This is a genomic window from Gemmatimonadaceae bacterium (assembly GCA_019752115.1).
In the GTDB taxonomy this organism is placed as follows: domain Bacteria; phylum Gemmatimonadota; class Gemmatimonadetes; order Gemmatimonadales; family Gemmatimonadaceae; genus Gemmatimonas.
On the sequence record JAIEMN010000001.1, the window covers coordinates 38,993 to 52,102 of the forward strand.

The following is a 13,110-nucleotide window of genomic DNA, read 5'->3' on the forward strand; positions in this document are numbered from 1 at the left end:
AGACGGGAACGCGGACAATCGGCGGGATTCGGACGTCCGAGTCCCGCGGATCCCACGCCCGCGCCTCCTCGGTGGAGCACTCAGCGGTAACTTGGGTATCTGAACTGTCAGGTGTTCTCCTCGTGTCCCGTCGTTCGCACTCAGCTCGCCCGGAGTCTCATTGACCGCCTCCGCACCCGTTTCGCAGGATGCCGCCCTCGTACAGGGCGTGCTGCATGAAGTCGCCAAGCGCATTGTCGGCCAGGAGTACATGGTCGAGCGCCTGCTCATCAGCCTGCTGACGGGCGGCCACGTGCTGTTGGAGGGGGTCCCGGGGCTCGCCAAGACGCTCACCGTGCGCACCCTCGCGGAAACGGTCCGCACGACCTTCCAGCGCATTCAGTTCACCCCCGATCTGCTCCCCGCCGACGTCGTCGGCACGCAGATCTTCGATCAGCAGAGCGGCGAGTTCCGCGTCAAGCACGGGCCGATCTTCGCCAACATCATCCTCGCCGACGAAATCAATCGCGCGCCCGCCAAGGTGCAGGCCGCGCTCCTGGAGGCGATGCAGGAAAAGCAGGTCACGATCGGCGGCACCACGTATCGGCTGGCAGAGCCGTTTCTCGTGCTCGCCACCCAGAACCCGATCGAGCAGGAAGGCACGTATCCGCTTCCTGAGGCGCAGGTCGACCGCTTCATGATGAAGCTGCGGGTCGGCTATCCCACGCGCGCCGAAGAGAAGGAGATTCTGCGCCGTATGGCCGGCGGCGACAATATCGTCGTCAATCCGGTCGCCTCGCCGGAATCGCTGCTCGAGGCGCGCCGTCGCATCGCCGACATGTACATGGATGAGCGCATCGTCGACTACATCGTCGAACTCGTGCACGCCACGCGCTATCCGGGCGAAGTAGGCGCCCCCGATCTCCGGGCGCTCATCGAATTCGGGGCATCGCCGCGCGCGACCATCGCCCTCGGGCAGGCGGCGCGTGCGCATGCGTTCCTGCGCGGACGCGCCTTCGTCACGCCCGACGATGTGAAGGCGATCGCACCGGACGTGCTGCGGCATCGCGTGCTCACGTCGTTCGAGGCCGACGCCGAAGGCGTCACCAGCGACACGATCGTCAGCCGACTGCTCGCCGTCGTCGACGCGCCCTGATCTGCCACGCGGACCCTCGGCCGTGGCCACGCGCACGCCGTTGCTGACGGAAACGCACGAGGCGCCCATCGCGGCGTCGCCGGCGTCGATCGCCCCTGCCGAGGTCTTGCGGCAGGTGCGTCGCGTCGAAGTGCGCACGCGACGCCTCGTCGACTCGCGCTTCGCCGGCGAATACCGCTCGCTCTTCAAGGGGCAGGGGATGGAGTTCGCCGAAGTGCGCGAGTACCAGATCGGCGACGAGGTGCGCTCGATCGACTGGAACGTCTCGGCGCGCATGGGCCGCCCCTTCGTCAAGCGCTACGTCGAGGAGCGCGAGCTCACGATCATGCTCGCGATCGACATGTCCGGCTCGTCGCGCTTCGGCACCCGCGCGCGCTTCAAACATGAACTGGCCATTGAAATGGCCGGTGTCCTGTCGCTCGCCGCGGTGCGCAACAACGATCGCGTCGGTCTCATGCTCTTCTCGGACCGCGTCGAACACGCGCTCCCCGCCCGCAAAGGCCGCAAGCACGCCCTCCGCCTCATTCGCGACCTGCTCACCGTGCAGCCGCAGGGGCGTGGTACCGACTTCAACACGATGGTCGAGCGCCTCATGCGGCTGCTGCCGCATCGGTCGGTGGTCTTCCTCGCGTCCGATTTCCTGGCGCCCGATGTGGAGCGCCCGCTGGCGCGCTTGGCCCAGCGGCATGATGTCATCGCCGTCACGCTCGAGGATCCCGCCGAGCGCATCCTTCCCGACATCGGCGCCGCGCGGCTCGAAGATCCCGAGACGGGGGCCATCGTCGAGATCGACACGTCCCATCCGCTCGTCCGCAAAGCCTTCGCCGCGCGCATTGCCAAGGAAGACGAAGACCGCCGTAAGCTCTTCGGGCGCCTCGGCCTCGACGAGATCGTGGTGCATACCGAGCACGGGTACGTCGACGCGCTGCTCGCCTTCTTCCGCGCCCGCGCCCGCCGCCCCCACGGCGCCGTGCGCAGCGGCCCGCGCGGCCTGCTCGGCGATGCCGCCTCCGCCGCCACGGTGCCCACGCGATGAGCCGCCTCCACCTCCGCGTCCCGCGGTTGCTCCGCGTCCCCTCCGCGATCGCGATCATCGCGCTCGCGACCATCGTCTCCGCGTCCTCTGCGTCCGCGCAGATCACGAACCCCGGCTCAAGAGTGCAAGCCGGCTCGCTGGTCCGCCCCGACACGGTCGAAGTGGGCGACCGTTTTACGTACGTCGTCACGGTGGCTGTCCCCGAGGGATCCCGTATCGAATGGGGTGCGATTACTGATACGTCGGCGTGGGTCGCGCAGATGGGCGCGGTGCGCATCATTGATGAGGGCACCAAGCTCGGCGTGCACCGCGAGCGCGCGGAATACACGCTCACCGCCTGGAACGTCGGCGAACAGAAGCTCGGCGTCCCCGATGCAACCGTGCGCAACGGCAGCACCGTCACCAAGGTGTCCTTGGGCGACGCGCGCGTCTTCGTACGCAGTGTGCTCCCGGCCGATACGGCGCAGCGCGTTCCCAAGCCCGCGCGCGACCTCTTTCTGCGCGAGGTGCCGTGGTGGCAGCGCTGGTGGCCGGCGTTGCTGGTCCTGCTGGCGCTCGCGCTGCTCTGGTGGCTCCTGCGGCGACGCAAGAAGGCCAAGGCGGGGGTGGCCGGTCCGCCGCCTCTCAATCCGTTCCAGCGCGCCATGCACGAGTTTGAGCGGCTCGAACGGTTGCATCTGGCCGATGCTGGCGAGTGCGGGCGGTACGTCGCCCTCGCCACCGATGTGATGCGGATGTATCTCGCGGCGCGCGTGCCCAATGCGGTGCTCTCGCTTACCAGCGCGGAGTTGCTGCTGGTGGCGCTCGAGGATGACCGGGTGCCACGCGATCGCCTCATCTCGCTGCTCGCCGATGCCGATGGCGTGAAGTTCGCCGCGCGCGCCGTGACGCCCGATCGTGCGCGCGAGCTGGCCGGAGAAGCACGCGGCATCGTCACCGAGATCGAGCGCGTCGAAACCCTGCGACGAAAGGCAGAGGAGGCCGCGCGCCAGGCGGCCGAACAGCAGGCCGAGCGCGAGCGTGCGGCGGAAGAAGACGCCGCGCGCAAGGCGAGCCGGTCGGGTAAGCCCAAGGCGGGCGCACGATGAGCACCTCGCTGGTGGCCTGGTGGCACGGGCTCGTGGACGCGCTCAAGGGCGGCGAGTGGTGGGCCGGTCGTGCGGGGCTCGTCACCGTCTTCGGTATCAACTTCGCCCACCCCGAGGCGCTGCTGTTGCTGATCCCCGTGGCGCTCTGGCTCTGGTGGAGCCGGCGTCAATCGGCGCGGCAGCGGACCATCACGTTCTCACGCACCGATGTCCTCGCGGCGGGCCCCAAGCCGTCGCTTGCGTGGGTGCGCTGGCTGCCGTGGCTTCGCGCGCTGGCGCTCACCGGCCTCGTACTCGCCGTGGCCCAGCCGCGCTCCGGTGCGCGTGCCGAACGCGTGAACAGCGAAGGTATCGACATCGCGCTCGTGGTGGACATCTCGAGCTCGATGCTCGCCGAAGACTTCCAGCCGCAGAACCGTATGGAGGTCGCGAAGGACAAGGTCAAGCGCTTCGTGATGGGGCGGAAGAGCGATCGGGTCGGGCTCGTGGCCTTCTCCGGTGAAGCGCTGACGCAGGTCCCGCTCACGACCGACTATCCGGTCGTGCTGGCCGCCATCGACAATCTGGCGGTGGGGCAGCTCGAAGACGGGACCGCCATCGGTACCGCGATCGCGACGGCGGCCAATCGCCTGCGCAATTCGCCGGGCCGGTCGCGCGTCATGGTGCTGCTTACCGACGGCGAGAACAATCGCGGCGCCATTGACCCGCGCACTGCGGCACAGGCGGCGGGCACGTTCGGGATTCGCATCTACGCCATCGGCGTCGGGACCGAAGGGATGGCGGCGGTCCCCGTCGGGCGAGGTCTCTTCGGCCTGCGCTACGAGAACCGGCCGGTGAAGATCGACGAGCCGCTGCTGACCGAGATTGCGACCACGACGGGCGGGCGCTACTTCCGCGCCCGCGACGCCGCGGCGCTGCAGGCGATCTACGAACAGATCGACCAGCTCGAGCGCTCGGCGGTCGAGGCCAAGGCGTTCATTCGCTATACGGAGCGCTTCCGGTGGCCATTGCTCTTCGGCCTCTTTGCGCTGTTCAGTGAACTCTGGCTCCGCGCCCGGCGCGGACTGCTGCCATGAGCGGGAGCGCCACATGAATCTCACGCTCCCGAACCTTCCGCCGCTTGTCTTCGACGCGCCCTGGCTGCTGATCGCGGCCGTGCTGCTGCCCCTGGCGGTGTGGGCCCTCCGGCGCACGCAGGCCAAACAGCGCGCGCTCCGACTGGCGCGGTTTGCCGAGGCGCCGGCGCTCTCGCGCCTCGTCGTGCAGGAGACCGGCCCTGAGCGCGCGCGCACCCGGCGGCTGGTCTTCGCCGCGCTCCTCTGTGGTGTCGCGCTGGCAGGACCGCGGTGGGGGCTCGCGCGCGGCCCGATGAGCTCACGCGGCATCGATATGGCCATTGCCATCGATGCTTCGCTCTCCATGATGGCGCCCGATGAGCGTCCGTCGCGCCTGGAGCGTGTCAAGCAGGAGGTGCGCCGGCTGCGCGCCATGTCGCAGGCCGATCGCGTCGCCCTGATCGCGTTCGCCGGTCGCAGCTACATCCTCACGCCGTTGACCAGCGACGATGGCGCACTCGAACTGTTCCTTGATAATCTCGATCCGAGCGTGGTTGGGCAGGCCGGAAGTGCCATCTCGCGCGCCATCCGGCAGGGCACGGAGCTGCTCCTCGCGAGCGATGGCAGCGCCGATCGCGCGCTGGTCGTGCTGAGCGACGGCGAGTCGTTCGAGTCGCCCGAAGATGTCGTGGCCGCCTCCACCGAAGCCGGCGAGAAGGGGATCAGTCTCGTCACGGTGGGCTTCGGCACCACGCAGGGGAGCACGATCCCCATCCGCGATGGCTCGGTGGTACGCCAGAAGGAAGACGAAGAAGGCCACATCGTCATCACCAAATACACGCCGGAACTGCTCGAAAAGGCGGCGACGGCCGCCAAGGGCACCTTCATTCCGGCCGAGGCGTCCGATAAGGCGTCGCGCATTCGCGGCGCCCTCCGGTCCCTGCGTACCGCGCGCCGGCAGGTCGATACGCGCGAAGATCATGTCCCGCGGTTCCTCTGGCTGCTCGTGCCGGCGCTGCTGCTCGTGGCCTTCGACAGCTGGCAGCTCATCGCGCGCGCGTCCACCGGGCGCCGCGACCGAACCCGTCGCCGGGGCCGCACGCTCGCCACCGCGGCCGTGGTCGCGCCCATCGTGGCGGCGTCGTGCACGCAGGCGCCCGATCCGGCCGTCCTCTTTGCCGAAGGCAAGGTGAAGGAAGCCATCGCCGCGTATCGCGACATGGTGGAAAAGGGCGATACTACGGCCCGCACGCTGTACAATCTCGGCAGCGCCCTCATCGGCGCCGACTCGCTCAACGAAGCAGCCGATCGTCTCGAAGCCGTGCGCCGCAACAGTGAGGGCGAGGTGCAGTATCGCGCCCGCTTCAATGCCGGTCTCGCGCAGCTGCAGATGGGGCGCACGCCCAACAACGATCAGTCGGAGGCGCAGCTCGCGGCGGCGCGCGCCGCGTATCGCGCGCTTCTCACCGATCGCCCCGACTCCCCCGACGCGAAGTGGAACTACGAACTCGCCCTGCGCAAAACGCCGCCACCGAGCGGCGGAGGGGGCGGGGGCGGCGGTGGCGGAAGCGACAACAAGCAGGATGATCAGCCCAAACCGCAGGGGCAGGGCGGGCTCGATCAGCGACAGGCCGAAGCGCTGCTCAACAGCGCCGCGCGGGAAGAGCGCGACGTGCAGGGCAAGAAGCAGCGACAGGGGCGCACACCGCCCCGCGGGAAGGACTGGTGAGCCGCACGCTCGCCCGCCACGTCGTGCGCGCACTGCTGGTCGCCCTCGCGATGGTGCCCATGGCGCGCGCGATCGCGCAGCCATCGCCCACGGCGATTACCGACCGTCTGCGCACGAAGTACCTGCGTCCCATCGACTTTCACGCCGCCATCTTCCCCGATACGGTGTGGGTCGGACAACAGGCCACGTATCAGGTTGCGGTCCTCCTCAACGCCGACGCGCGCAGTCGCCTGCGGCGCAATCCGGAGTTTCTCCCTCCCGAACTGCGTGGGCTGCTCGCCTATGAGCTCGGCGCGCCGCAACGCGTCCCGCCGCGCTCCTACGGAACGGACACCTACGAGGCGCACGTCTTTCAGCGCGCGCTCTTTGCCGTCGCGCCCGGCACGGTCATCGTGCCGGCGCCGCAGCTCACGTATAGCCTGCCGCAGTCCTCGAGCTATTTCAGCCGCGAGGAGCGCTACACCGTCGCGGCCGAAAGTCTCAAGATCGTCGTCAAGCCGCTCCCCGCGGCGGGAAAGCCAGCGGACTTTTCCGGCGCGATCGGGGCATTCCGGCTCACCACGAAGCTCGATGCCACCGCGGCGCGCATGGGCGATCCGCTGATCCTCACCGTGCGCGTGGAGGGCATCGGCAACGTGAAGCTGCTGCCGCGCCCCACGGTCGAGGTGAGCTGGGCCTCGACCGTGGCCGGCACCGAACGGGTGCAGGTGGATAGCAGCGCCGCCTACATTCGCGGCGCCAAGGAATTCGATTACATCCTGACGCCCACCCAGGCCGGCGCCGCGGTGCTGCCGGTCGTGCGCTATCCCTACTTCGATCCCTTCAAGGGGCAGTACGCCGTCGCCACATCGGCGCCGGTGGATCTCACCATCGCCGACGGATCCGTCGCTGGCACCGGTGCGCCCGCCGATGGCGAGGAGTCGGACCTGTTGCCGCTGCGCACGTGGCGGCAGCAGCAGGCCACCCGCCTCACGACCCTCCCCGACTGGCTCACGCTCGGCGCGTTGGGGCTCGCCGTGCTGCTGCCGCTCGCGGCACTGGCGGATGGCTTGCAGCGCCGCATCGGCAGTCGCGACGCCATCACGTCGGCCTCCGGGAGCACCGGCGTCCGAGAACCCGTGGCGCCCGAACCGATCACTCCCGAGTCCACCGCGCGGCTCGTCCGTCGCACCCTGTTCGCGGCGCTCGCCCCGCGACTGCAGGTTGCGCCGGCCGATCTGGTCGCCCGCAGCGATTTGCAGCGCGTGCTGCGCCGGCGCGGTGTAACGCGCGAGACCACGCGCGACATGCTGGCCTTTGTCGATCAGCTGGCGGAATTGGGCTTTGGCCCGGTAGATGCCGGGGCCGCCGCGCGTGCGTCGGCCGCGAGTGATCTCGAGGGGCGCGCAAATGCGCTACTCCAGCGCGTCAGCGCCGAAGCCGTCCCGCACGGGCGCACGCGCCTGTGGTCACGTCGACTTCGACGCGCGAGCGCCGGTATCATTCTGCTGCTCGCCGCCGTTGGGACGGCCGCGCGCGAGGCGCACTCGCAGGACACGACCGTGCGCGTGTCCGAGCGCAGCTCGGCCAGCACGACCGATCTCGTCGACCATGGGGAAGCCACCGCCGCCTACACGGCGCGCCGCTTCCCGCGGGCCGCCCAGCGCTATGCGGAGCTGGTCGCGCGTCGACCCGATGATGTGGACCTCCTCGTGAACTGGGGGACGGCCGCCTGGGCCGCGAACGATACCGTGGCCGCCGTCGTCGCCTGGCAGCGCGCCGCTCGCCTCGATCCGCTCGCACCGGATATTCAGGAGCGAATCGCCATGCTGCCGGCCGGCGCACGCAGCGGCATCGCCGACGTCCCCATGATTCCCGTGCTCCCGTTGGCTGCACTCGCGCTCCTGGCGTGGCTGCTTGGCTGGAGTCTGTGGTTGTGGGGAGGCAGCCGGGCGGCACGAGCCGACGGCGACACGCCGTGGCGCGTGGCGGCGATCGTGCTGCTCCTCGGTGGCCTGACTGCCGCAGGTGCCGCCGCCTGGGGCGTCCGGGCGCTCGATGATCGCGCGCTCGCCGTGGTGAGACGTCCCGAAACGCTGCGCGTCGGCCCCTCACCGGATGCTAATCCGATGGGCGGCGCCGCCACCGGCGACGTGGTGAAGGTGATCGATGTGCGACAGGGATGGGAACAGATCGAGCACGCCGATGGACGGCGCGGGTGGATCCCCGCCGCACGTCTGGTCACGCTCGCCAACCCACTCCTCGATATCGATCGCTCGCGGTAAGCTTCGGGATGCCCCGCATTCAGGTGCTGCCGAGCGCCGTTGCCGACCAGATCGCCGCGGGCGAGGTCGTCGAACGCCCCGCGTCGGTGGTGAAGGAACTCGTTGAGAACGCGCTCGACGCTGGCGCTTCGACGGTGGAGATCACCGTCGAAGAAGGGGGACGTGCGCTCATTCGCATCGCCGATGATGGCAGCGGCATGGACCGCGAGGATGCCGTGCTGGCGCTCTCGCGCCACGCCACCTCCAAGATCACGAGTGCCGAGCAGCTTGTCGGAGTGCGCAGCTTCGGCTTTCGCGGTGAGGCGCTGCCGGCCATTGCCTCGGTGTCGGAGCTCGTGATCGAAACGGCGCCCGATGATGGCGCCGGATCACGGGTGCGCGTCAGCGGGGGCACCCTTGTGGAACACACCGACGCCGCCCGGCGACGGGGCACCACGGTGTCGGTGCATCGGCTCTTCTACAATACACCCGCGCGGCAGAAATTCCTGCGCAGTGCGCGCAGCGAATGGCGCAGCATTCTGGAGGCGGTGCAGGCCATTGCCGTGCTACGGCGCGATGCGCACTTCATCGTGCGACACGATGGCAAGCTCGCCCTCGACCTCCCGATGGTGCGCACGCTGCGCGAGCGTCTCGCCGCACTGTGGAGCCCGCGCGAGGTCGAACGCTTCGTGGACGTGGACGATGTGCAGGGCCCCGTGCACGTGAGCGGGCTCGCCGAGCGTCCGGCCGATGTCGGCACCGCTACGCGCCGGGTGTTGCTCATCGTGAACGGGCGCCTCGTGCGCGATCACGGGCTCATTCGCGCCGCCGAGGCGGCGTATCGCTCCACGATTCCGTCGGGGGTGCGCCCCTCACTGGTGCTGCAGGTCCAGCTCCCCGGCAGCGATGTGGATGTCAATGTGCATCCGGCCAAGGCCGAAGTGCGCTTCCGTGATCGATGGCCCGTCGAGCGGGCCGTGGAAGCTGCCGTGCGGCGGGCGCTGGGCGTGTTCGATGCCGCCGCGGGGATCGGCTGGCGCACCTGGACACCCAACGTCGTCGGCCCCGGCGACGGGACCGCATCCACAACGGCGCCCGCCTTCGGTGGCGAGCCGCTCGACACCAGTGCCCTGCGCGCTGCGCGACCTAGTGAGGGGCTCTTCGCGCCGCCGGTGGAGCGCGTCGCGCCGGCCTTCGACGAGGTCCCCTGGGACGCCGTCGGCGCCGGGGCGTCGAGTGACGGGATACCGGCGCCGGCGCCTCCACCGGTACCGGTAGAACCCGAACCGGAGCCACTCATCGTGCCGCCGCTCCTGCAGTTGCGGCGCATGTACCTCATGTTCGAGCACGAAGACGGCGTCATTCTCATCGATCAGCACTCGGCGCACGAGCGCGTGCTGTACGAGCAGTTCATGGGCACGCTCGAACGCGGCGAAGCGCCATCGCAGCGGCTGCTCTTTCCGTTGACGTTGCATCTGAGCCCGGCCGAGGCCGACGCCTTCGACGCCAATCGCGAGGCGCTGCTGGCGCTCGGGTTTGAGGTCGAGGCATTCGGCGGCCACTCGCTGCTGGTGCACGCCGTCCCCATGCCGCATCCCCGTTTTGACGCCGAACGGTGCCTGCGCGACTCGCTCGCGGCGCTCACCGGCGATCGGCGGGCGAGTCAGGCCGGCCGTCATGAACGCCTGGCCGCGACGGTGGCATGCAAGGCCGCGATCAAGGCGGGCGACGCACTGTCGCCCGGCGAGATGCGCGCGCTCTACATCGCGCTCGCGAATACGCGGCTTGCGGCGCACGACGTGCACGGGCGCTCTACAATCGTGCGGCTGTCGTGGGACGAGCTCGATCGCCGCTTCGGACGCACGTGACGCGCGCGCCGTTGCGGTGCATCGTCGGGCCGACGGCCGCCGGCAAGTCCGCGCTCGCCCTGCAGCTCGCCGCCGCTCGTGGGCTCGCCATCATCAGTGCCGATTCCCGTCAGGTCTATCGCGGCTTTGATGTTGGCACCGCGAAGCCAACCGTCGCTGAACAGCAGGCGGTGCCGCACTATCTGCTCGACCTGGTGGACCCCACGGAGCGCTATTCGGCGGCACGCTGGGTCGAGGACGCCGAACAGGCGATGCACGACGCCGCCGCACGTGGCACGCCGCCCGTTATCGTCGGTGGCACGGGGCTCTACATCCGGGCGCTCGTGGAACCGCTCGACCCGGTTCCCGAGCTCCCCGCGGAACCGCGGGGGCGGTTGAGCGCGTGGCTCGACACGCTTCCGGGGGCAGAACTGGCGCGCTGGTGTGAACGGCTCGATCCCGCACGCGCGCATCTCGGACGGACGCAGCGGCTGCGCGCCGTGGAGACGGCGCTGCTGACCGGCCGCCGGTTGAGCGACACGCTCGGCACGCGCACGACACCCTCGCGTCCCGTACGCTATCTTGTAGTGGATCCGGGCCCCATCCTCGCCGAGCGTATCGAACGGCGCGTGCACGCCATGCTCGCCGCCGGCTTTCGCGAAGAAGTGGACCGGCTGCGGGCGTCCCTTCCGGCCGACGCGCCCGCATGGAAGGCCAGCGGGTATCTCGTGCTCCGGAACAGTCGCGAAGGCGTCTGCACCGAGGCGGAGGCAATAGCGCGCGTGATCATCGAAACCCGGCAGTACGCCAAACGGCAGCGCACCTGGTTCCGGCATCAGTTGCCGGCGTCGCAGGTGACGCGCCTCGACCCGACCGCGCCGGATGCGCTGGCGCGCGCGCTGGCCTGGTACGACGCCCCGGAGATCGCATGACGGATACGCCCATGCGCATTGGGATCACCTGCTATCCCACCTACGGTGGGTCGGGCGCGGTGGCCACGGAACTCGGCATTGCGCTCGCGGCGCGCGGGCACGAGGTCCACTTCATCACGTATGCGCAGCCGTTCCGGCTGCCCAGCTTCCTGCCGCGCGTCTACTTCCACGAAGTGGACGTCGGGCGCTACCCACTCTTCGAGTATCCGCCCTACGACCTCGCGCTCGCCGTGCGCATGCATGAGGTGGTGCGCGATCACCAGCTCGATATCCTGCATTGTCATTATGCCATCCCGCACGCCACCAGCGCGTGGATCGCGCGCTCGATGCTGCGCGAGGAGGGCAGTGATGTGCGGGTCGTGACGACGCTGCACGGCACTGATATCACCATCGTCGGGCAGGAGCGCTCGTTCTACTCGATCACCAAGTTCTCGATCGAGAAGTCGCACGCGGTGAGCGCGGTCTCCGATTATCTGCGCGAAGAGACGTATCGCGCCTTCGGCTGTGTCGGCTGCAACGTCGAGGTCATTCCCAATTTCATCGATCCGGCGCTCTATAATCGCGCCAATCACGTCTTTCCCGTGCCGGTCGAGGTGACGCAAGGGCGCAAGGTGCTCATGCATATCTCGAACTTCCGCAAGGTGAAGCGCGTGCGCGATATCGTCGGCACGTTCGCCCGCGTGAACCAACACGTCCCCTCGGTGCTGATCATGGTCGGCGACGGCCCCGAGCGCGTGGAAGCCGAGGCCGAAGCCCGCGAGTTGGGGGTGCAGGAGCATGTGCACTTCCTCGGCAAGATCGATGCGGTGGCTCCGCTGCTCGCGGGGGCTGATCTCTTCCTGCTCACCACGGACAAGGAATCGTTCGGGTTGAGTGCCCTCGAGGCACTGGCGAGCGGTGTGCCGGTGATTGGTGCGCGAGCGGGCGGGCTCCCCGAAGTCGTGACCGATGGCGTGACCGGATACCTTTGCCCGGTCGGCGATGTGGAGGGGATGGCCAACGCCAGCGTGCGGCTGCTGCAGGATCCCGACCGGTGGCAGCGCATGAGCGCCGCCGCCGCGGCCGACGCGCGGGCGCGCTTCTCCGAATCGGCCATCGTGGCGCAGTACGAAGCGCTCTATCGCCGCACCCTCACGGCGCCGTCGCGCCCGACGCCCTCGCGTGCGTCCCTCGCGCTCGATCCCGCGATCGACCCGGCGTCGCCGTCGGCACCGCTTTCCTCGTTCCCCTCGCTGTGACCATCGTTCAGGCTCTCGTCCTCGGCATCGTCCAGGGCATCGCAGAACTGCTGCCCATCTCCAGCTCGGCCCATCTGGCGCTCACCCCGTACTTTCTCGGGTGGAAAGAGCAGGGGCTCGCCTTCGATGTCGCCTTGCATCTCGGGACACTACTGGCGCTCTGCTGGTACTTCCGCACCGAGTGGATCGAGATGACGGCGAGCGCCTTTCGCATTCTGCGCACGCGCCGCATCGCCGACGTGCACGAGCGCCGGCTGCTGTATCTGGTGGTGGCGACCATCCCCGGTGGGATCGGCGGGCTGCTGCTCAATGATCTGGCCGAAACAACCTTCCGCTCACCCAAGATCATCGGCGTCACGCTCGCCGTGATGGGCGTGGCCCTCTGGGCCTTCGATCGCTGGTGCGCGCGGGTGCGGCACATCGAGGAGATCACACTCAAGGATGCGGTGGTGATCGGGTGCGCCCAGGTGTTCGCACTGGTGCCGGGCGTCTCGCGCTCCGGCTCCACGATCACCGCGGGCCGCTTCATGCAGCTCGACCGCCCCACGGCCGCGCGGTTCAGCTTTCTCATGAGCATGCCCATCACGGCCGCCGCTGTCATCACCAAACTCCCCGAAGCGGTGCGCGAGCAGGGCAGTTCGCTCGCCCCGTTGATCGTCGGCGTGGTCGCCGCCATGGTGAGCGCGGTCCTGACCATCACCGTGCTGCTGCGCTACGTGAGCAAGCACAGCTTCGGCGCCTTCGCCCTCTATCGCGTGGCCTTGGCGATCGTCGTCTTCGCCACGATCGCCGCGCGCGCGTGAGCGT

General features: G+C 69.1%; 10 protein-coding genes. All 10 read left to right on the plus strand.

Annotated elements, in window-relative coordinates; translation table 11 throughout:
• The first annotated feature begins 160 nt into the window (after positions 1-160).
• The 10 genes from K2R93_00185 to uppP all read left to right on the plus strand — a co-directional run bounded on the left by K2R93_00185 (position 161) and on the right by uppP (position 13,106).
• A complete protein-coding gene (locus K2R93_00185) occupies positions 161-1,135 on the plus strand; it encodes a MoxR family ATPase (protein MBY0488229.1) in 975 nt (324 codons plus the stop codon).
• A gap of 67 nt (positions 1,136-1,202) precedes the next feature.
• Positions 1,203-2,171 (plus strand): DUF58 domain-containing protein, encoded by a 969-nt coding sequence (locus K2R93_00190; protein MBY0488230.1) that lies wholly within the window; start codon positions 1,203-1,205, stop codon positions 2,169-2,171.
• Positions 2,168-3,259: a hypothetical protein gene (locus tag K2R93_00195; GenBank protein MBY0488231.1), complete on the plus strand. Its 1,092-nt coding sequence runs from the start codon at positions 2,168-2,170 to the stop codon at positions 3,257-3,259. Before K2R93_00190 ends, K2R93_00195 begins: the two co-directional genes overlap by 4 nt.
• A complete protein-coding gene (locus tag K2R93_00200) occupies positions 3,256-4,335 on the plus strand; it encodes a VWA domain-containing protein (protein MBY0488232.1) in 1,080 nt (359 codons plus the stop codon). Before K2R93_00195 ends, K2R93_00200 begins: the two co-directional genes overlap by 4 nt.
• Positions 4,336-4,348: 13 nt before the next feature.
• A complete protein-coding gene (locus K2R93_00205; GenBank protein MBY0488233.1) occupies positions 4,349-6,043 on the plus strand; it encodes a VWA domain-containing protein in 1,695 nt (564 codons plus the stop codon).
• On the plus strand, positions 6,040-8,307 hold the full coding sequence (locus K2R93_00210) for an SH3 domain-containing protein (GenBank protein MBY0488234.1): 2,268 nt from the start codon (positions 6,040-6,042) through the stop codon (positions 8,305-8,307). Before K2R93_00205 ends, K2R93_00210 begins: the two co-directional genes overlap by 4 nt.
• Positions 8,308-8,315: 8 nt before the next feature.
• Positions 8,316-10,154: a DNA mismatch repair endonuclease MutL gene (gene mutL, locus K2R93_00215; GenBank protein ID MBY0488235.1), complete on the plus strand. Its 1,839-nt coding sequence runs from the start codon at positions 8,316-8,318 to the stop codon at positions 10,152-10,154.
• The gene (miaA, locus tag K2R93_00220) at positions 10,151-11,065 is read left to right on the plus strand and encodes a tRNA (adenosine(37)-N6)-dimethylallyltransferase MiaA (protein MBY0488236.1); all 915 of its coding nucleotides are present in this window, start codon (positions 10,151-10,153) and stop codon (positions 11,063-11,065) included. The genes mutL and miaA overlap by 4 nt, the downstream gene beginning before the upstream one ends.
• An 11-nt stretch (positions 11,066-11,076) precedes the next feature.
• On the plus strand, positions 11,077-12,303 hold the full coding sequence (gene bshA, locus K2R93_00225) for an N-acetyl-alpha-D-glucosaminyl L-malate synthase BshA (GenBank protein ID MBY0488237.1): 1,227 nt from the start codon (positions 11,077-11,079) through the stop codon (positions 12,301-12,303).
• Positions 12,300-13,106 (plus strand): undecaprenyl-diphosphatase UppP, encoded by an 807-nt coding sequence (gene uppP, locus K2R93_00230; protein MBY0488238.1) that lies wholly within the window; start codon positions 12,300-12,302, stop codon positions 13,104-13,106. Before bshA ends, uppP begins: the two co-directional genes overlap by 4 nt.
• The last annotated feature ends 4 nt before the right edge of the window (positions 13,107-13,110 follow it).